The organism is Nocardia sp. NBC_01503 (assembly GCF_036327755.1).
GTDB lineage: Bacteria > Actinomycetota > Actinomycetes > Mycobacteriales > Mycobacteriaceae > Nocardia.
This window is the reverse complement of the sequence record NZ_CP109596.1, coordinates 6,678,406-6,702,909: the sequence shown is the minus strand read 5'-3', so window position 1 is coordinate 6,702,909 and position 24,504 is coordinate 6,678,406. Positions and strand designations below refer to the sequence as shown.

Annotated in this window: 25 protein-coding genes and 1 pseudogene; 18 read left to right on the top strand and 8 right to left on the bottom strand. The window is 65.4% G+C overall.

The genetic code is table 11. The features are described 5' to 3' along the window. Positions 1-5: 5 nt before the first annotated feature. The 3 genes from OHB26_RS30650 to OHB26_RS30640 are packed head-to-tail and all read right to left on the bottom strand — an operon-like array spanning position 6 to position 2,982. On the bottom strand, positions 6-1,058 hold the full coding sequence (locus OHB26_RS30650; protein ID WP_330180732.1) for an AAA family ATPase: 1,053 nt from the start codon (positions 1,056-1,058) through the stop codon (positions 6-8). 27 nt (positions 1,059-1,085) lie between these two features. Continuing rightward, entirely contained in the window at positions 1,086-1,508 is a 423-nt protein-coding gene (locus OHB26_RS30645; protein WP_330180731.1) for a ribulose bisphosphate carboxylase small subunit, read from the bottom strand. Positions 1,509-1,524: 16 nt separating this feature from the next. Then, a complete protein-coding gene (locus OHB26_RS30640) occupies positions 1,525-2,982 on the bottom strand; it encodes a form I ribulose bisphosphate carboxylase large subunit (RefSeq protein WP_330180730.1) in 1,458 nt (485 codons plus the stop codon). 121 nt (positions 2,983-3,103) lie between these two features. Here OHB26_RS30640 and OHB26_RS30635 point away from each other — a divergent pair, with 121 nt between their 5' ends. After that, entirely contained in the window at positions 3,104-3,979 is an 876-nt protein-coding gene (locus OHB26_RS30635) for a LysR family transcriptional regulator (RefSeq protein WP_330180729.1), read from the top strand. On the opposite strand, the gene OHB26_RS30630 is transcribed toward OHB26_RS30635, so the two are convergent. Beyond that, the gene (locus OHB26_RS30630; protein WP_330180728.1) at positions 3,980-4,789 is read right to left on the bottom strand and encodes an amidohydrolase family protein; all 810 of its coding nucleotides are present in this window, start codon (positions 4,787-4,789) and stop codon (positions 3,980-3,982) included. A 158-nt stretch (positions 4,790-4,947) separates the two neighbouring features. Between OHB26_RS30630 and OHB26_RS30625 the strand changes: the two genes are divergently transcribed. The 4 genes from OHB26_RS30625 (at position 4,948) to OHB26_RS30610 (ending at position 8,404) form a co-directional block, all read left to right on the top strand. Beyond that, positions 4,948-5,376 carry a DUF1707 SHOCT-like domain-containing protein gene (locus OHB26_RS30625; protein WP_330180727.1) on the top strand — a complete coding sequence of 143 codons (429 nt, stop codon included), beginning with the start codon at positions 4,948-4,950 and terminating at the stop codon, positions 5,374-5,376. 135 nt (positions 5,377-5,511) lie between these two features. Next, positions 5,512-5,997: a hypothetical protein gene (locus tag OHB26_RS30620; protein WP_330180726.1), complete on the top strand. Its 486-nt coding sequence runs from the start codon at positions 5,512-5,514 to the stop codon at positions 5,995-5,997. 156 nt (positions 5,998-6,153) lie between these two features. Continuing rightward, complete coding sequence (locus tag OHB26_RS30615) at positions 6,154-7,920, top strand: MFS transporter (protein WP_330180725.1); 1,767 nt, start codon at positions 6,154-6,156, stop codon at positions 7,918-7,920. Positions 7,921-7,924: 4 nt separating this feature from the next. After that, the gene (locus tag OHB26_RS30610; RefSeq protein ID WP_330180724.1) at positions 7,925-8,404 is read left to right on the top strand and encodes a MarR family winged helix-turn-helix transcriptional regulator; all 480 of its coding nucleotides are present in this window, start codon (positions 7,925-7,927) and stop codon (positions 8,402-8,404) included. A gap of 218 nt (positions 8,405-8,622) precedes the next feature. On the opposite strand, the gene OHB26_RS30605 is transcribed toward OHB26_RS30610, so the two are convergent. Further along, positions 8,623-9,075 (bottom strand): VOC family protein, encoded by a 453-nt coding sequence (locus tag OHB26_RS30605; RefSeq protein ID WP_330180723.1) that lies wholly within the window; start codon positions 9,073-9,075, stop codon positions 8,623-8,625. Positions 9,076-9,182: 107 nt separating this feature from the next. After that, positions 9,183-10,394 (bottom strand): pyridoxal phosphate-dependent aminotransferase, encoded by a 1,212-nt coding sequence (locus OHB26_RS30600; RefSeq protein WP_330180722.1) that lies wholly within the window; start codon positions 10,392-10,394, stop codon positions 9,183-9,185. Positions 10,395-10,486: 92 nt separating this feature from the next. Here OHB26_RS30600 and OHB26_RS30595 point away from each other — a divergent pair, with 92 nt between their 5' ends. Next, the gene (locus OHB26_RS30595) at positions 10,487-11,065 is read left to right on the top strand and encodes a winged helix-turn-helix transcriptional regulator (RefSeq protein WP_330180721.1); all 579 of its coding nucleotides are present in this window, start codon (positions 10,487-10,489) and stop codon (positions 11,063-11,065) included. Here OHB26_RS30595 and OHB26_RS30590 read toward each other — a convergent pair. Next, positions 11,054-11,482 (bottom strand): CBS domain-containing protein, encoded by a 429-nt coding sequence (locus tag OHB26_RS30590; protein ID WP_330185831.1) that lies wholly within the window; start codon positions 11,480-11,482, stop codon positions 11,054-11,056. The two genes, OHB26_RS30595 and OHB26_RS30590, sit on opposite strands and share 12 nt — an antisense overlap. Positions 11,483-11,571: 89 nt before the next feature. Continuing rightward, positions 11,572-12,942 (bottom strand): dihydrolipoyl dehydrogenase family protein, encoded by a 1,371-nt coding sequence (locus OHB26_RS30585; RefSeq protein ID WP_330180720.1) that lies wholly within the window; start codon positions 12,940-12,942, stop codon positions 11,572-11,574. A gap of 197 nt (positions 12,943-13,139) precedes the next feature. Here OHB26_RS30585 and OHB26_RS30580 point away from each other — a divergent pair, with 197 nt between their 5' ends. The 12 genes and pseudogenes from OHB26_RS30580 to nuoK all read left to right on the top strand — a co-directional run bounded on the left by OHB26_RS30580 (position 13,140) and on the right by nuoK (position 24,476). Further along, positions 13,140-13,550 (top strand): Rv3143 family two-component system response regulator, encoded by a 411-nt coding sequence (locus OHB26_RS30580; protein WP_330180719.1) that lies wholly within the window; start codon positions 13,140-13,142, stop codon positions 13,548-13,550. Between the two features lie 321 nt (positions 13,551-13,871). Next, positions 13,872-14,252 carry an NADH-quinone oxidoreductase subunit A gene (locus tag OHB26_RS30575; protein ID WP_330180718.1) on the top strand — a complete coding sequence of 127 codons (381 nt, stop codon included), beginning with the start codon at positions 13,872-13,874 and terminating at the stop codon, positions 14,250-14,252. A gap of 74 nt (positions 14,253-14,326) precedes the next feature. After that, the gene (locus tag OHB26_RS30570) at positions 14,327-14,881 is read left to right on the top strand and encodes a NuoB/complex I 20 kDa subunit family protein (protein WP_330180717.1); all 555 of its coding nucleotides are present in this window, start codon (positions 14,327-14,329) and stop codon (positions 14,879-14,881) included. Continuing rightward, on the top strand, positions 14,878-15,693 hold the full coding sequence (locus OHB26_RS30565; RefSeq protein WP_330180716.1) for an NADH-quinone oxidoreductase subunit C: 816 nt from the start codon (positions 14,878-14,880) through the stop codon (positions 15,691-15,693). Before OHB26_RS30570 ends, OHB26_RS30565 begins: the two co-directional genes overlap by 4 nt. Further along, a complete protein-coding gene (gene nuoD / locus OHB26_RS30560; RefSeq protein WP_330180715.1) occupies positions 15,694-17,025 on the top strand; it encodes an NADH dehydrogenase (quinone) subunit D in 1,332 nt (443 codons plus the stop codon). After that, positions 17,022-17,714 carry an NADH-quinone oxidoreductase subunit NuoE gene (gene nuoE, locus OHB26_RS30555; RefSeq protein ID WP_442942752.1) on the top strand — a complete coding sequence of 231 codons (693 nt, stop codon included), beginning with the start codon at positions 17,022-17,024 and terminating at the stop codon, positions 17,712-17,714. Before nuoD ends, nuoE begins: the two co-directional genes overlap by 4 nt. Next, the gene (gene nuoF, locus OHB26_RS30550) at positions 17,711-19,048 is read left to right on the top strand and encodes an NADH-quinone oxidoreductase subunit NuoF (protein WP_330180714.1); all 1,338 of its coding nucleotides are present in this window, start codon (positions 17,711-17,713) and stop codon (positions 19,046-19,048) included. The genes nuoE and nuoF overlap by 4 nt, the downstream gene beginning before the upstream one ends. Further along, positions 19,045-21,510 (top strand): NADH-quinone oxidoreductase subunit G, encoded by a 2,466-nt coding sequence (locus tag OHB26_RS30545; protein ID WP_330180713.1) that lies wholly within the window; start codon positions 19,045-19,047, stop codon positions 21,508-21,510. The genes nuoF and OHB26_RS30545 overlap by 4 nt, the downstream gene beginning before the upstream one ends. Positions 21,511-21,592: 82 nt before the next feature. Then, positions 21,593-22,789 (top strand): annotated as a pseudogene (gene nuoH / locus OHB26_RS30540) (NADH-quinone oxidoreductase subunit NuoH); the annotation flags it as partial. Continuing rightward, positions 22,778-23,356: an NADH-quinone oxidoreductase subunit NuoI gene (nuoI, locus tag OHB26_RS30535; RefSeq protein ID WP_330185829.1), complete on the top strand. Its 579-nt coding sequence runs from the start codon at positions 22,778-22,780 to the stop codon at positions 23,354-23,356. The pseudogene nuoH and the gene nuoI, both read left to right, overlap by 12 nt. Then, positions 23,353-24,180 (top strand): NADH-quinone oxidoreductase subunit J, encoded by an 828-nt coding sequence (locus tag OHB26_RS30530; protein WP_330180712.1) that lies wholly within the window; start codon positions 23,353-23,355, stop codon positions 24,178-24,180. Before nuoI ends, OHB26_RS30530 begins: the two co-directional genes overlap by 4 nt. Continuing rightward, a complete protein-coding gene (nuoK, locus tag OHB26_RS30525) occupies positions 24,177-24,476 on the top strand; it encodes an NADH-quinone oxidoreductase subunit NuoK (protein ID WP_067563639.1) in 300 nt (99 codons plus the stop codon). Before OHB26_RS30530 ends, nuoK begins: the two co-directional genes overlap by 4 nt. The last annotated feature ends 28 nt before the right edge of the window (positions 24,477-24,504 follow it).

Below are 24,504 nucleotides of genomic sequence, written 5' to 3'. Positions count from 1 at the left end.
TTTCCTCACGTGGCTGGCACCTCCACCGGGGAGGCGAACACGCTGCTGCCGTAGACGTCGTTGTCTGTCAACGTGATCAGATCGGTGCGGCTCAGCGGCCGGTGTAACTCGACCAGGCGTTTGGCCTGGCGCAGGCGGCAGCGGTCCAGCGCGTTGCGGACGCTGCGGGCATTGGCGAAGCGGGGACGGGGCATCCGCAGTTCGAGGTATCGCGAGAAGGCCTCGGTGGCGGCGTCGTCGAAATGGAAATTCTCCTGCGCCACCATGAGTTCGGCGATGGCCAGGAGTTCGTCGTGGGTGTAGTCCGGGAATTCGATGTGATGCGCCACGCGTGAGGACAGGCCCGGATTGGCGGAGAAGAAGGTGTCCATGCGATCCGGATAGCCCGCGAAGATGACTACCAGCGAGGTGCGTTCGTTCTCCATCTCCTGCAGCAGGATCTCGATGACCTCCTGCCCGTAGTCGCGTTCGTTCTCCGGCCGGAACAGGTAGTACGCCTCATCGATGAACAGGACGCCTCCGGCGGCTTTGGCCAGGGCCTCCTTGGTCTTGGGCGCGGTGTGACCGATGAACTGGCCGACCAGATCGTCGCGAGTCACCGTGTGCACCTTGGGTTTGCGGATATAGCCGAGTGAATGCAGCATCTGCGCCATGCGCAGGGCGACGGTGGTCTTACCGGTGCCCGGCCCGCCGGTGAAGCTCATATGCATGGTGGGCCGGGTGGCCTGTAGGCCGAAGCGCTGGCGGGCGCGGTCGATGAGCAGCAGTGCCGCGATCTCGCGCACCCGGCGCTTCACATTGGCGAGGCCGATGAGTTCGGCGTCCAGGCGGGTAAGGGTGTCCTCGACATCCTTACCCGCGATATCGGTCGAGAGGTCCAGCAGTGCGTCATCGGCCAGCTGATCAGCCGCCGCATCCTGCGGTGACGAGGGGGCGGCGGCCGATCCGCGCAGCGGCGCGGGGTTCGTGGCCCCGGGCCGATGCATCTGGAACCCGTTGCCCGAGCGGTTGGCCACAGGTGCCCGATCGCCCGGGATCGCGGGATGCGCTGTACTCACGATTGGTCCTCCCGATCCGAATTACGTTCAGCCGCCGTAACGTTGGCCCGGACGGTCGTCCAGGGCGTACGGGTGGTAGCCGTAGCGCTGACTGCGATCGGCCGCATCGGTGCGTTCCAAACGGAAGCCCGGCTCCTCGGCCGGACGCTGCACCAGGAAGCTCAGTGCGGTGCTCTGCCGCCCGTAGGTGGCGTCGTAGGCGTTGACCCGGATGTAGTGCCGCGGGAAGGTCGCCCGGCAGGCATTGATCTCGGCGAGCACGCCGTCGGGCTCGTCCAGATCGAACAGGGGCAGGCCCCACATCTCCCAGTAGACATTGCGCGGGTGCGGATCATCGGTGTATTCGATGGATACCGGCCAATTGTTGAGCAGGGCGTAGCGGACCTGGGCCGCGATTTCCTCATCACTGAAATCCGGCAGGTGCGCGAAGGTGCCGTGTCGCAGTTGCATTGCGGTTCACCGCCTTTCAGCGTGTCGCGGTCGGAATGGCGTCGGGTGCGTCGGTGGAGGTGTAGTCGAAGGTGACATCACCCCACGTCTTCAGCGCTACCTCGAGCGGATGATTGGTCGCGGCGGCGCGGCGCAGAATATCCGGCCCCTCCTTGAGCAGATCGCGACCTTCGTTGCGCGCCTTGACGATTACTTCGAGCGCGACGCGATTGGCTTCCGCGCCCGCGGCGATGCCCATGGGATGACCGATGGTGCCGCCGCCGAACTGCAGGCAGACGTCATCGCCGAACAGATCGAGCAGCTGATGCATCTGCCCGGCGTGAATACCGCCGGAGGCCACCGGCATGACACCGGGCAGGCTCGCCCAGTCCTGATCGAAGAAGATGCCATTGGCCGGATTCGCGGGAACGTGGTTGTCCCGCAACGTGTCATAGAAACCCTTGACCGTATGCGGATCGCCTTCCAGCTTGCCGACGACCGTGCCCGCGTGCAGATGATCCACGCCGATCAGGCGGCACCACTTGGCCAGGACGCGGAAGCTCACGCCGTGCGTCTTCTGCCTGGTGTAGGTGGAATGTCCGGCGCGATGCAGGTGCAGCAGCATGCCATTGCGCCTGGCCCACTTGGACATCGACTGCATGGCGGTGTAGCCGACCGTCAGATCCATCATGATGATCACGCTGCCGAGCGATTTGGCGAATTCGGCGCGCTCGTACATGTCTTCCATATCGGCGGCGGTGACATTGAGGTAATGCCCCTTGAGCTCACCGGTGTCGGCGATCGCGCGGTTGACGCCCTCCATGGCGTACAGGTAGCGATCACGCCAGCGCATGAACGGCTGCGAGTTGATGTTCTCGTCGTCCTTGGTGAAATCGAGTCCGCCGCGGCAGGCTTCATAGACCACGCGGCCGTAGTTGCGGGCCGAGAGACCGAGTTTCGGCTTCACCGTCGCCCCCAGCAGCGGGCGGCCGTATTTATTCAGGTATTCCCGTTCCATAACGATTCCGTGCGGCGGACCCTGAAAGGTCTTCACGTATGCAACGGGAATTCGCATGTCCTCCAGGCGTAATGCCGCCAGGGGTTTGAAACCGAATACATTGCCGATCACCGAGGAGGTCAGATTCGTGATCGAGCCCTCTTCGAAGAGGTCGAGATCGTATGCCACATAGGCGAAGTACTCGCCCGGGCGGCCCGGCACCTCGTCGACGCGGTAGCACTTGGCCTGGTAGCGGCTGTGTGCGGTGAGCCGGTCGGTCCACACGACAGTCCATGTGGCGGTAGAGGATTCGCCCGCGACGGCGGCCGATGCCTCGATCGGATCGACCCCCTTCTGCGGCGTCACCCGGAAGACCGCGAGGACATCGGTGTCCTTGGGCTCATAGTCGGGGTTGTAGTATCCCATCGACGCATACGACTGCACGCCCGGATCCCACCGGCCGCGGGTGCCATCCTGATCATCGGATACGGCCATCATTCCTCCTGCGAACCGGGTTGGGCGACTTGCGATTCCCAGGATGACGGCAGTGTTATCGACAAACAATTCGATTGTTTCTCGTCTCCCTCAACCATTTCGTCGTGTTTGCTACCGTTTGACGATGGGTACGGTGAGCGCGGTCCGCATGGAAACGTTTCTCGCGGTGGCCCGGCACAGCAGTATTCGACGCGCGGCGGCGCAGTTGCACATCACAGAGGCGGCGGCCTCCGCCGCGGTTGCGCACATCGAGAAACAGTTGGGCGCCAAACTGATCGCGAAATCCGGTCGAGGTATCGCGCTCACCGAGGCGGGGCGGGTATACGCCGACTACTGCCGCAGCATCCTGGGATTGATGAAGGAGGCGCATGCCGCGGTGCGTGAGGCCGAGACGGGGCGGCTGCGCATCGGGGTGGTGGCGACCGCCGGTGAGTACGTGCTGCTGCGGCTGCTGGCCTCGTTCCGGAATCGGTATCCGGATATCGAACTGGGGCTCTCCATCCAGCCCCGGGATGTGCTGTACATCGAATTGACGCACCACGAAACCGATCTCGTGGTCGCCGGCCGCCCGCCGCGCGAGGCCGGACTGGTGACGCGGGCGCGGCGGCCGTGCCAACTGGTGGTGGTGGGCGCACCCGGGCGGTGGCCGGATCCGGCGGAGGCGACCTGGCTGCTACGAGGGGCGGGGTCGGGCACGCGGGACACCACGCTGGCACTCTTCGACAGGCTCCAAATCCGGCCTCCCACACTGACTCTCGGTACTCACGGCGCGGCGCTGGCGGCGGCCCGGGAGGGGCTGGGAATTACCCTGATCCACTCCGATGCCATCGAGGGTGATCTCGCGGACCGGCATCTCGAGGTGCTGCCGATCGAGGGCACGCCCCTGAACCGGCCCTGGCACGCGGTCACCACCCGCACGCCGACTCCGGCGGCGCGACTGTTCCTCGCACATATCACCGATCCGGAACGCGTGGGCGAGAAGGCCTTTCGCGCGGCGTGATCAGAGGTCGAACACGCGCCGCGCGTTACCGGCGAGGTACAGCTCCCGCACCTCCACATCGAGCTCCAATTCGTCCAGGCCCTTCAGCGCGTGCCCGGGCAGGATCATCGGATAGTTCGTGCCGAACAGCACCTTGCGGCGGCCGCTGCCCGTCTTCATATACGAGATCAACTCCGGAGGAAGACGTTTCGTGGTGTAGGCGGAGGTGTCGATGTACACGTTCTCATGTTTGCGGGCCACCGCGATCATCTCCTCGGTCCACGGATAGCCGATATGCCCGCAGACGATGGTCAGCTCCGGGAAATCCAGCGCCACCTGATCGATGTACGGGATCGGCCTGCCCGGCTCGGACGACCGCAGCGGTCCGGTATGCCCCACCTGCGTACAGAACGGCAAACCGGCCTCGACACACGCCGCGAATATCGGATAAAACCGCCGATCAGTGGGCGGTGTCTCCCACAACCAGGGCAGCACCCGCACACCCTTGAACCCCAGATCGGCACACCGCCGCACCTCCCGAACGGCCTCCATGGGCCGTCGAAGACCAACAGCGGCAACACCATTGAGCCGATCCGGCGCCGCCCCCACCCAGGCGGCCACCTCGTCATTGGAGATGAGCACCCCTTCGGGCGCATGCCAGGCCGAGATCAGGGCGCGTTCGATGCCCGCGGCATCCATCACCCCCAGCGTCGCCGACAGCGGAATCGCCTCGTTGGGAATGGTTCCGCCGGTCCATCGCCGCAGTGAGGCGAACATATCGTGTTCGAGGAATCGGAGAGTCGGATGCTGAGCCCAGACATCAATCGTCACCGTTGCAGTGTCCCCCGTGGGTCGTCGACGAAAACTCGAATCCGGGGTATGTACACCTCCGGCTGTACTCGGAAATACGCCGTGAGGCGCAAGCCGGCCATCGAATTCGGGCCTACTGTGGTGGACAGCGTATTTGGTTCCCCGGTGAGGTGGTTGGCATGACCGATTTCAGCCCCGCGGCCTTCGGGCCCGCGGCCCTGCGCGTGGGCACGGCAGAGCGTGAACAGGCTGCCGAGGCACTCGGTAAGCACTTCGCCGCGGGTCGCCTGGACGTGACCGAATACGACGATCGGGTGGCTCGCGCCTATGCCGCGAAAACCATCGGCGATCTGTCCGTTCTGTTCACAGACCTCCCGCAGCCCACAGCGATGCGATCGGCTCCGCCGGTCCAGGCGGCGCAGCGGCAGTCCTCCTCGGTATGGCTGCCGCTGGCCATATTCGGTGTACTCGCCTTGGGCGCGGTGCTGGTGGTGGTGACCCATATGGTGCCGTTCTTCGTGTTCCCCCTGGTGTTCTTCCTCTTCCTCCGCGGTCGACGCGGCTACGGACCCCGGTACGGCGGCGGCCGCCACTACACCCGGATGTAACTCGCTCGCGAACACCGATGCCCCGCCAAGTGATGAGGGTTCGGTGGCGGCCGGAGTTCTGTAAGGGCCTTTCTCCTCTGTCCCGACGGCACTGCCTGGGGAATCGTGAGTGCAAGGGAGAGAAGGGATTCCACCATGTCGAATCGTATCGAGCGCACTGCCCCCGGCGACCGTCCGCGTCGGCGAACCGGCCGCGTCCAGGTCACGGGAACAGTGGGCGCGGCGGCGGCCATGCTGTTCGCCACGGTTCTGGTCGCGCCGACCGTTCATGCCGCCGGTACGGTCACCAGTCTGAACGCCTCGCCGGGGTCACCCGCTCAGAGTGTGGGCCTCACCAGCCAGTACGGGTCGAACTGCACCTACACCCTCACCGCCGCGGTGGGTGACTACCACAACGTCAGGTTCACCGATACCGGTGCGGCCACGTTCGCTCCGAACGCCACGGTCATCCCCTACTACGACTCACACACCAGCCGCGGCCAGGCGACCGTCAGCTGGACTCCGACAGCGCCCGGTCAGCACCATCTCTATGCCGAGCAGTACCCCAACGGCAGTTTGGCCATCGATCTGTTGGTCGGCACCGGGGTGAACACCGGATCCGCCTGCCTCGTGCTGCCTTGACGGCCGTCCCCTCAGCCTCGGAATATGGATCGAGTCCGTCCGGTAGGTGGTCGATCACACCCGGTCGGTGGGGTGGGGCACGTCACCATTTCGTTAGTTAGCCTTATGCAACTACATTGGGCGGAGTTCGTTCAATAGAGTTTCTGGAGGCTTCTGATGGCTGCGGCCCCAACCACCGAGTTGGATACCGGTGACGTCCAGACCATTCGGAGGCGGCTCCGGGTGGATCGGGATCACCCGCACTACAAGTGGATAGCCCTGTCGAATACGACCCTGGGCATGTTGATGGTCACCATCAACTCCTCGATCGTGATCATCTCGCTGCCCGCGATCTTCCGCGGCATCGACCTGAACCCCCTCGAACCCGCCAATGTCAGCTACCTGCTGTGGCTGCTCATGGGCTTCTTGCTCAGCTCCGCGGTCCTGGTCGTGCTGTTCGGGCGACTCGGGGACATGTTCGGGCGCGTGAAGATCTACAACCTCGGGTTCGTGGTGTTCACGGTGTGCGCGCTGGCGCTGTCCTTCGATCCGTTCACCCACGGGGCCGGGGCGATCTGGTTGATCGGATGGCGCGTGATCCAGGGCGTCGGCGGCGCCATGCTGATGGCCAACTCCGCCGCGATCCTGACCGATGCCTTCCCCGCGAATCGACGCGGTGTGGCGCTGGGCATCAATCAGGTTGCGGCTGTTGCGGGTTCATTCCTGGGCCTGCTCATCGGCGGTGTGCTGTCCGAATGGGATTGGAAGGCGATCTTCTGGGTGAGCGTGCCGTTCGGCATTCTCGGCACGGTGTGGTCGTACCGCTCGCTGCACGACAATGGCATGCGCACCCCGGGCTCGCTGGATCTGCCGGGCACCATCACCTTCGCGCTGGGATTGACCGCACTGCTCACCGGCATCACCTATGGCATTCAGCCGCACGGTGATTCGAAGACCGGTTGGGACAATCCGTGGGTGCTGGGCGCGGTCTTCGGCGGTCTCGCCCTGCTGGTGCTGTTCTGCTATATCGAATCGAAGGTCGCCCAGCCCATGTTCAAGCTGGGGCTGTTCAAGAATCGCGCGTTCGGACTCGGCAATCTGGCCAGCCTGATGGCTTCGGTCGGGCGCGGCGGTATGCAGTTCATGCTGATCATCTGGTTGCAGGGCATCTGGTTGCCGCTGCACGGCTACGATTTCGAGTCCACTCCCCTGTGGGCCGGTATCTACATGCTGCCGTTGACCGTCGGGTTCCTGGTGGCCGGACCGATCTCGGGCTGGCTCAGCGATAAGTACGGTGCGCGACTGTTCGCGACCGGCGGTCTGCTGCTGGCGGCGGTCACCTTCGTGCTGCTGGTGATCATTCCGGTGGACTTCAATTACTGGCTGTTCGCGCTCATCATCCTGCTCAATGGTTTGGGCACCGGCATCTTCACCTCGCCGAATACCGCGGAGATCATGTCGGCCGTGCCCGCCGCGCAGCGCGGTGTGGCCTCGGGTATGCGGGCCACGCTCATGAACGGCGGTATGGCGCTCTCGATCGGCGTGTTCTTCTCGCTCATGATCGTGGGCCTGTCCGGAACCCTGCCCGGCGCAATGGATTCCGGTCTGCGCGCACAGGGCGTCTCGCCCGCGGTGGCGGGTCAGATCGCGGATATGCCGCCCGTCGGCAGCCTCTTCGCGACCTTCCTGGGCTACAACCCGTTCAAGGAACTGCTCGACCCGAGCGGCACCCTGGACCAGCCCGGCGTCAACAGCGATGTGCTCACCGGCCAGGAGTTCTTCCCGCACTTGATCTCCGACCCGTTCCACTCGGGTCTGGTGGTCGTATTCCTCGCGGCCGCACTTATGATGCTGATCGGTGCGATTGCTTCATGGTTCGCCGGCAGCGGGAAGGTTCCCGACGAGGTGACCGAGCTCCGCGAAGCCGATCGCGCGGGAATCTGACCCCATGATCGAGGAGGCCACACTGCACCAGCACACGAGTGTCGCCGACCCCGATCAGCTGACGGAGGCGGCCGAGCTGTACCACAGCATCGGCCGCCTGCTCCGCCTGCTGCGCCACTCGGGTGACCTCGGCCAGCTCAGTCCGGGCGCGGCCTCGGCGCTGGCTACCATCGCCCGCAGCGGTCCCATGCGCCTGAGCGATCTGGCGAATATCGAAAGGGTCAGCGCCCCAACCATGTCCCGCATGGTGACGGGCCTGGAAAAGGGCGGCTACATCGCCCGCGAAGCCGATCCGGAGGACGGCCGCGCCCAACTGCTGAGCGCCACCGCCCGCGCCCACGACCTGGTCACCGGCCTCACCTCCGCCCGCATCCAGCGCTTCGCCGCCGCCATGGGCAGTCTGGACGCCGCGCAGCGCGAAGCCCTCATGGGATCCCTCGGCACCCTGATCGAGGCCCTCGGCCAGGAGTCGAACCCGGCCTGATCGAACTCCCCTGGCCCTCCGGCGCATTGGTCGCGTGATCACCAGGGCATGAGGGAAGTCGCCCCTCATGTCCTGGTGATCTTGATGGCCCGCACTATGGTGGCCGAGACCCGCCGGTGATGGTGCGCTCGGGTCCTGGGCGTGCCCGCGGGAACGTTCATCGGCGATCTCCTGGGCTGGCGTCCGGTCTTCATCGTGCTGGGCGTGTTGTCTGCGGCTCAGGCGTTGTCGTAGGCGTCCTGCAGGGCCTTCAGATCGATCTTGGACATGGACCGCAGCGCCGCGTTCACGGCGGGCAGCCGGGCCGGATCGCCCATGAGGTCGGGCATTCCGGCGGGCACGATCTGCCAGGACAGGCCGTACTTGTCGGTCAGCCAGCCGCACGGGCCGGGCTCGCCCTCGGCGGTGAAGGCCGCCCACAGGCGGTCCACCTCGTCCTGGCCGTCGACCACGACCTGGATCGAGGCCGCATCGGTGAAGGTGTGTCCCGGACCGCCGTTGAGCAGGGTCAGGGCGTGGCCCGCCAATTCGAGGGAGATGACGAAGGCGGTGCCGTCGGGGCCGCGGCTGATATCGGTGACCTTCGAATCCGCGACCAGCGAGGTGTAGCAGTTCGCGGCCTCTTCGGCCTGGTTGTCGAACCAGAGGAAGGTGGTGACGGTAGTGCTCATGATGGGCTCCTGGGGTGTTGGTGAGCTGCTTTCACCTACCGGTCGGAGCCAATCACGTTCCTTCGACGTATCTCGGGAGATTTCTCGAGAATCTTTTTCGCGCCGGATCACTGCCGGTAGGTGGCCAGGAAGCGGCCGATGCGCTCGATAATCGCCTCCAGATCGTCGGCGTGCGGGAGGGTGACGATCCGGAAGTGGTCCGGGCGCGGCCAATTGAAGCCGGTGCCCTGCACGATATGGATCTTCTCCTGCAGCAGCAGATCCAGCACGAACTGCTCGTCATTGTGGATCGGGTACATGTCGAGGTCGATGCGCGGGAAGGCATAGAGCGCGCCCTTGGCCTTCACACACGACACACCCGGAATGGTGTTGAGCGCCTCCCACGCGCGATCGCGCTGTTCGCGCAGTCGCCCGCCGGGCAGCGTCAGATCGTAGATGCTCTGATGCCCACCGAGCGCGGCCTGAATCGCCTGCTGCGCGGGCACATTCGCGCACAGTCGCAGACCCGCGAGCATGGTCAGACCCTCGAGATAGTTCTGCGCGTGCTCGATCGGTCCGGAGACGACCAGCCAGCCGGAGCGGAATCCGGCCGCGCGATAGGACTTCGAGAGTCCGGAGAAGGTCAGCACCAGCAGATCGGGGGCGAGCGACGCGGTGGCGGTGTGCTCGAGATCGTCGTACAGGATCTTGTCGTAGATCTCGTCCGAGAACACCACCAGGTTGTGCCGCCGCGCGACCTCGAGCACATCGCGGACCACATCGGGCGAGTACACCGCACCGGTCGGATTATTCGGATTGATCAGCACGATGGCCCGCGTGCGATCGGTGATCTTGGCTTCGATATCGGCCACATCCGGGAACCAGTCCGAGCCCTCATCGCAGATGTAGTGCACGGGCTTACCGCCATTGAGCGCGGTGGCGGCGGTCCAGAGCGGGAAGTCCGGTGCGGGAACCAGTACTTCGTCGCCGTTCTCCAGCAGCGCGGTCATGGCCATCATGATCAGTTCGGAGACGCCGTTGCCGAGGAAGACCTCTTCGACATCGACGCCCTCCACGCCGAGTGTCTCGTAGTACTGCACCACCGCACGCCGCGCCGAGAGCAGACCTTTCGAGGACGAGTAGCCGCTGGAGGCGGGCAGGTTCCGCACCATGTCCTGCAGGAGCTCCGGCGGCGCCTCGAAGCCGAACGGCAGCGGATTGCCGGTATTGAGCTTCACCACATGGTGCCCCTCGGCCTCCAGGCGTGCCGCGTGCTCGGCGACCGGTCCGCGGATCTCATACGACACACCGGACAGCTTGCTCGACTGCTTGACCTGCATGGAAGTCCCTTCTGAATGCGGTTGCGGCACACTCTACTTGGAAATTCCAAGTTCGCACTTTGTTTTTCCAAGTAACAAGCTACAGTAGGTCCGTGCCCCGCAGAAGTTACGACCACTACTGTGCCGTCAGCCGCGCCCTCGACATTGTCGGCGACCGCTGGAACCTGCTGGTCGTGCGCGAATTGTGTTCGGGTCCGCGCCGCTACAGCGACCTGTTCGCCGACCTGCCCGGCATCAGCACCGATGTGCTGGCCGCACGGCTCAAGGAGCTCGAACGCGATGACATCCTGACCCGCCGCAAAGTCGGCCCCCGCACCGCGACCGCCGTCTATGAACTCACCCCGACCGGCATGGCTCTGCGCCCAGCCTTGGACGCGCTCTCCGCCTGGGGCACCGAACACCTCGGCGAACGCCGCCCCACCGACGCCGTCCGCGCGCACTGGTTCGCGCTCCCCCTGGGACGCGCTGTCGCCGAGGTACTTCCGATCGGCACCGCCACCGTGCACATCGGTGACACCGTCCTGCACTACAACATCACCGCGGACGGCATCACCCACCACGACGGCCCGGCCCCCGCCTCGGACCTCGAGATTCACCTCGATCTGGCGACCGCCACCGAGGTGGCCACGGGAGCGCGCCCGCTCCCGGGCCAATCGCCCTCAGCTCTGTAGATACCGGACGAGGTGCTCGCGCTCGTCCTCGAGCTCGGAGATCTGACTCTTCACCACATCGCCGATGCTGACTATGCCGACCATGTGCCCGTCCTCGAGCACCGGCAGATGCCGAATCCGATGCTGGGTCATGGTCTCGTTCAAGGTCTCCACCCGATCCTCGGGTGAGCAGGTGTGCACCGCCGCCGTCATGATCTCCGCGACCGGGGCGTCGAGCAGGTCGGCGCCGATGCCGTGCAGCCGCCGCACAATGTCGCGCTCGGAGGCGATACCGGACATCAGCACTCCGTCCGGTGACACCACCACCGCGCCGACATTGTGCTCGGCGAGCACTTTCAGCAGTTCACGCACGCTTGCATCGGGTGCAATCGTGACCACGCCGGGCCCTTTCCGGCGCAATAATTCCGAGATTCGCATATGTCCACCGCCATTGGATCGAACCATCGATGCCTCTCAGGATGAACCGTTCGCAAGGCTGTGAACAGCAACGATTTGCGCGTCGATATCTAACTTCCAGCGAGTGCATCGAGGGCGGCCTCGATGGCGCGGTGAAAGGTGGGGTAGGCGTAGATCATTCGGCGCAGGGTCGCGGTCGGCACCTCGGCATGGACTGCCAGGGTCAGGGCGGCGAGGACTTCGCCGCCGTCAGGGCCGACTGACGTGGCGCCGACCAGGACGCCACGGTCGGCGTCCTCGACGAGTTTGATGAAACCGGCATTGCCTGCCTTATGGAGCCAGCCGCGGGTGGAGTCCGGCAGGTTGGTGAATCCGGTGCGGACGTTCAAGCCCCGGGCGCGGGCCTGCGCTTCGGTGAGGCCGACACCGCCGATCTCGGGATCGGTGAAGGTGACGTGCGGGACGGCGTGGTACTGGGCGGTCTCCTCGGAGGTGCCGAGGATATCGGCGGCGGCAATGCGGGAGTGGTACATGGACATGTGGGTGAAGGCGCCGTGGCCCACGACATCGCCGATGGCCCAGACCTTGTCGGCCGCGCGCAGACGGTCGTCGACCGCAATGCTGCGGGCCTTCTCGTCGAGACCGATGGAACCGATTCCCAATGCGGACAGGTCGATTCGGCGGCCGGTGGCGATCAGCAGGTGCTGGGCGCGGACCGGATCACCGCTGTCCAGTTCGACGGTGAAGTGCGAGCCGTCGTGGCTGACGGCGCTGCCGTGGCCGCTGCGCACCGTGATGCCCTCGGCCTCGAACACCTCGGCCAGCAACTCCCCCGCTTCGGGTTCGTTCTGCGGCACCAGGTGACTGGCGATGACGGTGACCTGCGCGCCGAACCTGGCGAATACTTGCGCGAACTCCACGCCCACCGGTCCGCCGCCCATGACGATGAGCGATTCCGGCACCTCGGTGACGGCGACAGCCTCACGATTGGTCCAGTACGGCGTTTCGGCCAGACCGGGCAGTGGCGGAACCTGCGGTGCGGTACCGGGATTCAATACGATTGCCCGGTTCGCGTGGAATACCCGATCGCCCTCGGCGGTCGCGACCGTCACCTCACCGGCCGCGGTGATCCGCCCCCAGCCGCGGACGAACCGTCCCCCGGCCTTCTCGAACTTCTCCACCGCCGCCGCATCGTCCCAGTCATCGGTGATGTCATCGCGCACCCGCGCGGCGACAATGCTCCAATCCGGTGTCACCGCAGCCGATCCCGCGAGCTCGCCGACCCGCCGCGCCTCGGCCAGCGCCCCGGCCGCGCGCACCATGGCCTTGGTGGGAACGCAGGCGTAGTACGGGCATTCGCCACCGACGAGTCGCCCGTCGACGCCGACCACGGAGAGTCCGGCCCGCACCAGTCTGGTCGCCAGATCCTCACCGCCCGGCCCCATTCCGATGACGACGGCATCCACGGCTTCGGCTGGCATGGCCCCTCTTTCATTGAATCAGCGTTCGGCGGCAATCCTGTTCGACGTTAATGTCCGTTCGTGCGGTGCGACACCCGCCCCGCCGATCCGACCCGGTTCGGTCATACTTCGCCACGCCGGTGCTGGTGCCGCGACGCGCGAAGGGAATCCGGCGAACCTGCCACCAGCACTCATGCCGAACACGTACCATCCGGTGCGTGGCCGAAGCGAAGCGTCCCGCCGCGTTGCGGGTTCTCGTTTACAGCAATGACGCCGATACTCGGAGGCAGGTGATGCTGGCTCTGGGTAGACGCCCGCACCCGGAACTGCCTCCCATCGAGTACCTCGAGGTGGCCACCGGTCCGATTGTGCTGGAGCATATGGACGCTCACGAGCTCGATGTGTTGATCCTCGATGGTGAGTCCGCGCCGACCGGCGGCCTGGGTCTGGCCAAACAGTTGAAGGACGAGATCGCGGATTGCCCGCCGATCGTGGTCCTGACCGGCCGCCCGGATGATGCCTGGTTGGCGAACTGGTCGCGGGCCGATGCCGCGGTCTCCCATCCGCTGGATCCGATCCGGTTGACCGATGCCGTACTGGGCGTGCTGCGGAACCGTTCCGCCGCCTGATTTTCCGCTCCCCGCGACCTGGGGAAATCTATGTCACGTGACATTCGCGATTCCGTCGAATCGGTCATGAAAGACCGTTCCGAATTCGATCAAACGGAGCCGCGAAACGTCATGTATCTTCTTGCCTGAGTTGTAGGCTGTGCCGTAGCTCACACGAGCGCGGGCAACGGTATCAATGAAGCCGCCGCGTCAGTCCCCCGTTTTCCGCGCCCTCGACGAGTGGCGCCCTGGATGTGACTGGCCCGGCAGACGACGATGTCAGCCCGCCTCGGCAGCTGCCGTCCGCAAGTGCGTCCAGTTCGCAGGAGGGGTAGTGCTGTTGTGAATATCGAGGTGCCGACGCTTGTCCTCGGCGCGGTTGCCGCCGCGTTCGGGGTGTTCTCCGTTTTCCTTGCGGCCCTGATCGGGCCCAAGCGCTATAACCGCGCCAAGCTCGAGGCGTACGAGTGCGGTATCGAGCCGACCCCGCACGCCGTCGGCGGCGGGCCCGGTAATGCTGCGGGACAACGCTTTCCGGTGAAGTACTACCTCACCGCCATGTTGTTCATCATCTTCGACATCGAGATCGTCTTCCTCTATCCGTGGGCGGTGCATTTCGATTCGCTCGGTCTGTTCGGGCTGGCGGCGATGGCGCTGTTCATCTTCAACGTCTCGGTGGCCTACGCCTACGAGTGGAGGCGAGGCGGGCTCAGCTGGGACTGAGCCGCACACAGGGGATTCCAACCAGAGCGCCCCGCCCGGTGCGAGGCGCTCCGATCCGGGAGATGTAGTTCGACATGGGTCTCGAGGAGAAACTGCCCAGCGGCTTCCTGCTGAGCACGGTGGAAGATTTGGCCGGGTACCTGCGTAAGAGTTCGCTGTGGCCCGCGACATTCGGCTTGGCCTGCTGCGCGATCGAGATGATGGCCACGGGCGGTGGGCGATTCGATATCGCCCGCTTCGGTATGGAGGCGTTCCGCGCCTCACCGCGCCAAGCCGATTTGATGATCGTCGCCGGACGGGTGAGCCAGAAGATGGCCCCCGTCCTGCGTCAGGTCTACGACCAGATGACCGAACCGAAATGGGTGCTGGCCATGGGGGTGTGCGCATCCTCGGGCGGCATGTTCAACAACTACGCCGTCGTACAGGGTGTGGATCACATTGTGCCGGTGGACATCTACCTGCCCGGCTGCCCGCCGCGCCCGGAGATGCTGTTGAACGCGATCCTGAAGCTGCACGAGAAGATTCAGGAGATGCCGCTCGGCGTGAATCGCGAGGAGGCCGTGCGCGCCGCCGAGGCCGCCGCCCTCGCCAGCCCCACCACCATTCAGATGAAGGGGCTGCTTCGATGACCTTCGATACACCCACCGGTACGGAGAGCCCTCCGGAGGACGCTGTGAAATCGCACGGGGAATCGAATCAGAAGCCCGAACCCGAGCCGGTGCAGGAGCAGCTCGAGGCGGGTGAGATCGAGCCCGCCACAACGGAATCCGCCGCACCGGCCGATGAGGTGATCGGCGTCCGCAAGGGCATGTTCGGCGTCACGGGCACCGGTGACACCTCCGGCTACGGCCGCCTGGTGCGCACGGTCAGCCTGCCCGGCGGCAGCGCGCCACCGTACGGCGGGTACTTCGACGAGCTGGTCGCGATCCTGCACGATGTGCTCGCGGTGTCGAGCGTGCGCTTCGAGGACGCCATCGAGAAGATCGTGGTCTTCCGGCACGAACTCACCCTGCACGTGCGGCGCGAACACCTGCCCGTGGTCGCGAAGACGTTGCGGGACAACGAGAAACTGCGCTTCGAGCTCTGCCTGGGCGTGAACGGCGCGCACTTCCCGGAGGACACCGGCCGCGAATTGCACGCGGTCTACCACCTGAACTCCATCACCCATAATCGCCGGGTGCGCCTCGAGGTGTCCGTCCCGGACGCGGATCCGCATATGCCCTCGCTCTATTCGGTGTATCCCACCACCGATTGGCATGAGCGCGAGACCTACGACTTCTTCGGCATCCTGTTCGACGGTCACCCGTCGCTGACCAGGATTTCGATGCCCGACGACTGGCGCGGTCACCCCCAGCGCAAGGATTACCCGCTCGGCGGGATCCCGGTCGAATACAAGGGTGCGCGTATCCCGCCGCCCGACGAGCGGAGGGCGTACAGCTAAATGAACGACACAGATATCAAGTCCCGTCCGGAATCCGCGAAGCGACCAGAACGAGTTATCACGGTCGGCGGCAATGACTGGGACGAAATCTCCGCTGCCCTGGACGGGGCCGCCGAGGAACGCATAGTCGTGAATATGGGCCCACAGCACCCCAGTACACATGGGGTGCTACGGCTGATTCTGGAGATCGAGGGCGAGACGGTCACCGAGGCCCGTTGCGGTATCGGCTACCTGCACACCGGAATCGAGAAGAATCTCGAATACCGCAGCTGGGTGCAGGGCGTCACTTTCGTCACGCGTATGGATTACCTGTCGCCGTTCTTCAATGAGACGGCGTACTGCCTGGGCGTGGAGAAGCTGCTCGGTATCACCGACGATATTCCCGAGCGTGCCAATGTCATTCGCGTCATGCTCATGGAGCTCAATCGCATCTCCTCACATCTGGTGGCGCTGGCCACCGGCGGTATGGAGTTGGGCGCGCTGACGCCCATGCTGTTCGGATTCCGTGAGCGCGAACTGATTCTCGACGTCTTCGAGAACATCACCGGATTGCGCATGAACCACGCGTACATCCGCCCCGGCGGTGTCTCGCAGGATCTCCCCGAGGACGGCGTCACCAAGGTGCGTGAACTGCTGGAGCTCATGCCCAAGCGCCTGCGGGATATGGAGCTGCTGCTCAATGAGAACCCGATTTGGAAGGCCCGCACCCGCAATGTCGGTGTGCTGGATCTGACCGGCTGTATGGCGCTGGGCATTACCGGCCCGGTGCTGCGGTCCACCGGCCTGCCGCATGATCTGCGCAAGGCTCAGCCGTATTGCGGTTATGAGACATACGAATTCGATGTCATGACCGATACCGGTTGCGACTGCTACGGCCGCTACCTCATCCGGGTGAACGAGATGAAGGAGTCGCTCAAGATCGTCGAGCAGTGCCTGGACCGGCTGCGGCCGGGCCCGGTCATGGTCGCGGACAAGAAGATTGCCTGGCCTGCCGATTTGCAACTCGGGCCGGACGGCCTCGGCAATTCGCCGGAGCACATCGGCAACATCATGGGCAAGTCCATGGAATCGCTCATTCACCACTTCAAACTGGTGACCGAGGGCCTGCGTGTCCCGCCCGGCCAGGTGTATGTCGCGGTGGAATCCCCGCGCGGTGAGCTCGGCGTGCACATGGTGAGCGATGGCGGCACCCGCCCGTACCGGGTGCACTACCGCGACCCCTCGTTCACGAATCTGCAAGCGGTGGCGGCAATGTGCGAGGGCGGATTGCTCGCCGATGTCATTGCCGCGGTGGCCAGTATCGATCCCGTCATGGGCGGAGTGGACCGTTGACAGAGATTCTTCTCAACCTGAGTGTGCGCCCCATCCCCTATCCGCAGCCGGTGCACGACCGGCTCGCATTGGAGGCCAAGGAGATTATCGCGCGGTATCCGGAGCCGCGTTCGGCACTGCTGCCCCTTTTGCATCTCGTGCAATCGGTGGAGAGCTATGTCTCGGGCACCGGTATCGAATTCTGCGCCGAACAACTGGGATTGACCGATGCCGAGGTGACCGCGGTCGCCACCTTCTACTCCATGTATCGGCGCGGACGCACCGGTGATTACCACGTCGGGGTGTGCACGAACACGCTGTGCGCGGTGATGGGCGGCGATGAGATCTTCGGGGAATTGAAGCAGCACTTGGGCATCAAACACGGGGAGACCACCGCCGACGGCGCGGTCACCCTGGAGCACATCGAGTGCAATGCCGCCTGCGACTACGCACCCGTGGTCATGGTGAATTGGGAATTCTTCGACAACCAGACCCCGGAATCGGCACGGGCCATGGTGGATTCGCTCCGTAGGGGCGATGAGGTGACCGGCTCACGCAGCGGTATTCCGCTGTGCAACTTCCGCGATACCGCGCGCATTCTGGCGGGCTATCCCGATGCGCGCCCCGGCGCGACCGATGGCGCGCCCGGACCCGCCACGCTCGCGGGTCTGCACGCGGCCGAACAGGATTCGAACGGAGGCAGCAAGTGACGCGAACACAGGCCGCCCCGCGTGGACTGACCCCCGTGCTGTCCAAGTACTGGGCCGAACCTGATTCCTGGACCCTGGCGGCGTATCGCAGTCAGGGCGGTTATCGCGGGCTGCCCAAGGCCCTGCGCATGCAGCCCGACGAGGTCATCGCGACCGTCAAGGACTCCGGTCTGCGCGGACGCGGTGGTGCGGGTTTCCCGACCGGTATGAAGTGGGGTTTCATCCCGCAGGGCCCCGGCCCGGACGGTGTGACCAAGCCGCATTACCTGGTGGTCAATGCCGATGAGTCGGAACCGGGGACGTGCAAGGACATTCCGCTCATGCTGGCGAGTCCGCACGCGCTCATCGAAGGCGTGATCATCGCCTCGTACGCGATTCGCGCCTCGCACGCCTTCATCTATGTGCGCGGCGAGGTCGTACCGGTCCTGCGCCGTTTGCAGGCCGCGGTCGAACAGGCGTATGCCGCAGGGTATCTCGGCGACAATATCAAGGGCTCGGGGTACAACCTCGAGGTCGTCGTGCACGCCGGTGCTGGCGCGTACATCTGCGGTGAGGAGACCGCGCTCCTGGATTCCCTGGAGGGCCGTCGCGGTCAGCCGCGCCTGCGTCCCCCGTTCCCGGCCGTAGCGGGTCTGTACGCCTGCCCGACCGTGGTCAACAATGTGGAATCCATCGCCTCGGTCCCCTCGATTCTCGCCAATGGCGTGGATTGGTTCCGGTCCTTCGGCAGTGAGAAGTCGCCGGGGTTCACCCTCTACTCGCTCTCGGGTCACGTGACGCGACCGGGCCAGTACGAGGCGGCCTTGGGAATCACCCTGCGCGAGTTGCTGACTCATGCGGGCGGTGTCCGCAAGGGCCACACCCTCAAGTTCTGGACCCCGGGCGGCTCCTCCACCCCGATCTTCACCGATGAGCATCTGGACGTCCCCCTCGACTACGAGGGTGTGGCCGCCGCCGGATCCATGCTCGGCACCAAGGCCCTGCAGATCTTCGACGACACCACCTGCGTGGTGCGCGCCGTCCTGCGCTGGACCGAGTTCTACGCCCACGAATCCTGCGGTAAGTGCACGCCGTGCCGCGAGGGCACCTACTGGCTGGTCCAGCTGCTGGAGCGCCTGGAGCAGGGCACCGGTGACGAAACCGATCTCGACAAGCTGATGGATATCGCCGACAACATCAACGGCAAATCCTTCTGCGCCCTCGGCGACGGTGCGGCGAGCCCGATCTTCTCCTCCCTCAAGTACTTCCGAGACGAGTACGTCGAGCACATCCGCCTCGGCGCATGCCCGTTCGATCCGGCCCGGTCCACCGTCTGGGCTGAAGGAGTCCGATGACCGCGATAGCGAACTCCAATACCAGCGGCACCACCCCCACCGATATGGTGAGCGTAATCATCGATGGCACAACGGTTTCCGTGCCCGTGGGTACTTTGGTGATCCGGGCCGCCGAGCTCATCGGGGTGCAGATCCCCCGGTTCTGTGATCACCCGCTGCTCGATCCGGTGGGTGCGTGCCGCCAATGTCTGGTCGAGGTGGAGGGGCAGCGTAAGCCGGTTGCCTCCTGTACCCAGACGGTCAGCGAAGGCATGGTGATTCACACCCAGGTCTCCTCCCCTGCCGCGGAGAAGGCACAGGCGGGTGTGATGGAGCTGCTGCTCATCAATCACCCGCTCGACTGCCCGGTCTGCGACAAGGGCGGCGAATGTCCCCTGCAGAACCAGGCCATGTCCTCCGGCCGGGCCGAATCGCGGTTCGACGGTGAGAAGCGAACCTATCCCAAGCCGATTCCGCTCTCCTCGGCGATTCTGCTCGATCGCGAGCGCTGCGTGCTGTGTGCCCGCTGCACTCGATTCTCCCAGCAGGTGGCGGGTGATCCGTTCATCGAACTGATGGATCGCGGTGCGCTGCAACAGGTCGGGATTGCCGCCGGGGAGCCGATGGACTCCTACTTCTCCGGCAATACCGTGCAGATCTGTCCGGTGGGCGCGCTCACCGGCAGCACCTACCGTTTCCGCGCCCGGCCGTTCGACCTGGTCTCCAGCCCGGCGGTGTGCGAGCACTGCGCCTCGGGTTGCGCCCAGCGCACCGATCATCGGCGCGGAAAGGTCATGCGTCGCTTGGCCGGTGACGATCCGCAGGTCAATGAGGAATGGAACTGCGATAAGGGCCGCTTCGCCTTCCAGTACGCCACCGAGCGGGATCGGCTCACGACTCCGCTGGTGCGCACCTGGGACGGCACCCTGCAACCCGCCTCGTGGTCCGAGGCCATCGCGCATGCCGCGCGGGGTCTGGCCGCGGCGCGCGGGAACGCGGGTGTGCTGGTCGGCGGTCGCGTCACCATGGAGGACGCCTACGCCTATGCCAAGTTCGCGCGAATCGGCTTGGCCACCAATGACATCGACTTCCGTGCCCGCGAACACTCCGCGGAGGAGGCCGACTTCCTGGCCGCCCGTATCGCCGGGCAGGGCATCACCGTCGATTACGCCGCGCTGGAGCGCGCCCCGATCGTGGTGTTCGTCGGCTTCGAGGCCGAGGAAGAGTCACCGATGGTCTACCTGCGCTTGCGCAAGGCCGCCCGCAAGAACGGCACCGAGATCTACTCGCTCGCGCCGTACACCACCCGCGGGCTCCAGCGCATGAAGGGGACGCTGCTGCCGACCGCTCCGGGTGCCGAACCGCATCTGCTCGAGGCCATCCGCACCGGCGAAACCGATTCCGTCGCAGTGGCTCCCGGCCATCTGCACCATATCGCGACCCTCCTGCGCGAACCCGGTGCGCTGATCCTGGTCGGCGAACGACTCGGCGGTATTCCGGGCGGGCTGTCCGCCGCGGCCCGCCTGGCCGATGACACCGGAGCCGCGCTGGCCTGGATTCCGCGTCGCGCCGGTGAGCGCGGAGCGCTCGAGGCGGGTGCGTTGCCGCTCTTGCTCCCCGGCGGTCGCCCGGTCGCCGATCCCGTTGCGCGCCACCAGGTTCGCGAAGCCTGGGGCTCGGATGAGCTGCCCATGACCCCGGGCCGCGATACCAGCGCCATCCTGGCCGCCGCGCCCACCCTGGGCGCACTGCTCATCGGCGGTGTCGAGGTCGGCGATATGCCCGATCCGCATGCCGCGCTCACCGCCATCGACGCCGCGAGTTTCGTTGTCAGCCTGGAACTTCGGGCCAGCGATATCAGCGATCGCGCCGATGTGGTGTTCCCGGTGGCCTCGGCCATGGAGAAGGCTGGCACCTTCCTCACCTGGGAGGGTCGCCACCGCCAGTTCGAGGCCGCGCTGCGTGACTCGACCGTGCGCCGCGAGTCCGCGCCCATGCCCGAACATCGGGTGCTGGACGCCATCGCACACGAGATGGGTGTTCGCCTCGGTCTGCCCGATGTCTCCAGTGCCCGAGCCGAATTGGCGGATCTGGGCGCGTGGGACGGACCGGCCGCCGCCACCCCGGTGCACCGCCCGCATCCGCTGGCGCAGCCCACCTCGGGCACCGCGATCCTGTCCGCCTGGCGCATGCTCATCGATCGCGGCAAATTGCAGGACGGCGAACCCAATCTCGCCGGGACCGCCCGCCCGCCGGTGGTGCGGCTCTCGCACGACACCGCCGCCGAAATCGGCGCCACCACCGGCGATCCGGTCACGGTCGGCAATGATCACGGCCATATCACCCTCCCGCTCGTCATTACCGAGATGCCGGATCGGGTCGTATGGCTGCCCATGAATTCCCCCGGGGCCGATGTACTGGTGCAGCTCGGCACCACACCCGGCCACCTCGTGCGCATCCGTCGGGAGGACCACCGTGAGTGAGCTCGAATCGATTTGGGGGTTCGCGGGGCCCTCCGTGGTTACGCGGGCTGCCGCCTCCGGGCCTGACGCGAACCCCCTGGGTATGTTCGGCCACGATCCGTGGTGGCTGGTGCTGGTCAAATCCATCGGCATCTTCGTCTTCCTGCTGCTGATCCCGATGATCGCGGTCTACGCCGAGCGCAAGATCGTGGCATTCATGCAGATGCGTGTCGGACCCAACCGGGTCGGACCGCGCGGATCACTGCAATCCATTGCCGACGGCGTGAAGATGCTCCTCAAAGAGGACATCATCCCGGCCATCGTCGACAAGCCGATCTTCATTCTCGCGCCGATCATTTCGCTGATCCCGGCCGTGATGGCGTTCGCGGTGATTCCGTTCGGGCCCGAGGTGAGCATGTTCGGGCATCGCACGCCCCTGCAGCTGACCGATATGCCGGTGGGCGTGCTCTACATCCTGGCCATGGCCTCGGTGGGCGTGTACGGCATCGTGCTGGCAGGCTGGGCTTCCGGCTCCACCTATCCGCTGCTGGGTGGTCTGCGCTCCACCGCGCAGGTGATCTCCTATGAGATCGCCATGGCGCTCTGCTTCGCGGCGGTCTTCCTGCTCTCGGGCTCCATGGCGACCTCGGCGATCGTCAAGGCGCAGTACGGAACCTGGTATGTATTCCTGCTGCTGCCGTCCTTCCTGATCTACGCGGTGTCCATGGTCGGTGAGACCAACCGCGCACCCTTCGACCTCCCCGAGGCCGAGGGTGAGCTGGTCGGTGGTTTCCACACCGAGTACTCGTCACTCAAGTTCGCCATGTTCATGATGGCCGAATACATCAACATGGCAACGGTTTCCGCGCTCGCGACCACGCTGTTCTTCGGCGGTTGGCACGCACCGTTCCCGATCAGCCTGTGGGCGGGCGCCAACTCGGGCTGGTGGCCGATGGTGTGGTTCACCGCCAAGGTGTGGCTGTTCCTGTTCGTGTTCATCTGGCTGCGCGGCACCCTGCCGCGACTGCGCTACGACCAGTTCATGAATCTGGGCTGGAAGCTGCTGATTCCGGTCTCGCTGGCCTGGGTCATGTTCGTGGCGAGTATGCGCGCGCTGGAGAACGAGGGCATTCACATTCAGCGCACCGGCATGATCATCGGCGGAATCGTGGTCGCCGCCTTGCTGATCGGTTTGGTGCTCAGGGCCGGTCACGCGGGCGATGATCGCAGCAAGGCCGCACCCGATGCCGAAGCGACAACCAAGTATTCGGACTTCCCGGTGCCGCCCATGCCGGCCGAGCCGATGGCCTCGACGCCGAAGCCCGGTCTGCTGGAGCCGCTCGGCGGGTTCTATGTCACCGCCGCCACCATGTTCAAGAAGCCCAACACCGAGCTGTACCCGGAGGTCAAGACCCCGACCCAGCCGCGGTATCACGGTCGGCACCAACTCAATCGGCATCCGGACGGACTCGAGAAGTGCATCGGCTGCGAGCTGTGCGCGTGGGCCTGCCCGGCGGACGCGATCTTCGTCGAGGGCGCGGACAACACCGAAGAGGAGCGCTTCTCGCCCGGTGAGCGCTACGGCCGGGTCTACCAGATCAACTACCTGCGCTGCATCGGCTGCGGCCTGTGCATCGAAGCCTGCCCGACTCGGGCATTGACCATGACCAACGAGTACGAGCTGGCCGATGACAACCGCGCGGATCTGATCTACGAGAAGCAGAATCTGCTCGCACCGATGGAGCCGGGCATGGTCCCCGCACCGCACGCCATGTACCCGGGCGCGGACGAGGGCTCCTACTACCGCGGTGAAGTCCCCGGTGCGCCCGGTGAACTCGCCGGAGTCGAAGGAGGGACGAAGAAATGACCTCGCTCCTCGCCCAGCCTGCCCAGCAGCTGGTCACGCACACCTCCACCGGTGAGGCCGTGCAGTTCTGGATTCTCTCGGTCATCGCCGTGGTGGGCGCGCTCGGCATGGTCTCCGCGCGCAAGGCCGTGCACTCCGCGCTGTGCCTGGCGGCCACCATGATCACGCTGTCGGCGTTCTACATCGCCGAGAACGCGCTGTTCCTGGGCATCGTGCAGATCGTGGTCTACACCGGCGCGGTCATGATGCTGTTCCTGTTCGTGCTCATGCTGGTCGGCGTCGACTCCTCGGAGTCCCTGCGAGAGACCCTGCGCGGGCAGCGCATCGCGGTGCTGATCGTCGGCATCGGCTTCGGCATGCTGGTGATCGCCGCGGTCGCGCGCGGCATGAACGAGACGAGTGTGGCGACGACCGGTCCGGGCCTCGGCGGCAATGACACCATCGGCGCGCTCGCGGAGCTCATCTTCGTGCGCTACGTCTGGGCGTTCGAGCTGACCGGTTCGCTGCTCATCACCGCGACCATCGGCGCCATGGTGCTCGCGCATCGCGAGAAGTTCGGCCCGCGCACCGATCAGCGGACGCTGTCCAAGGAGCGGTTCCGGGACGGTAAGCGGGTCACGCCGCTGCCGACGCCCGGTGTGTACGCCCGCCACAATGCCGTCGACGCACCGGCGCGGCTGCCGGACGGTTCCTTCGAGGAGCTGTCGGTCAGCAGCATTCTGCGGCACCGCCGCAACCGCGCTCACGAAGAGGCGGTCGTGCGCACCGTCGGCGGCGGGAACGGCAACGGCGACAACGATTCTCCCGAGGAAGGCTTGCGGTGAACCCGGACAATTATCTGTACCTCTCCGCCCTGCTCTTCACCATCGGCGCGGCCGGAGTGCTGGTGCGGCGCAATGCGATTGTGGTCTTCATGTGCATCGAGCTCATGCTCAATGCGGTGAATCTGGCCTTCGTCACCTTCGCCCGACTGCACGCCAATCTCGACGGGCAGGTGTTCGCCTTCTTCACCATGGTGGTCGCCGCCGCCGAAGTCGTTGTCGGACTGGCCATCATCATGACCATCTTCCGTGCCCGCCGCTCGACCTCGGTCGACGATGCGAATCTGCTGAGGTACTGAGGTGGATACCGCACAGTTAACGCTTCCC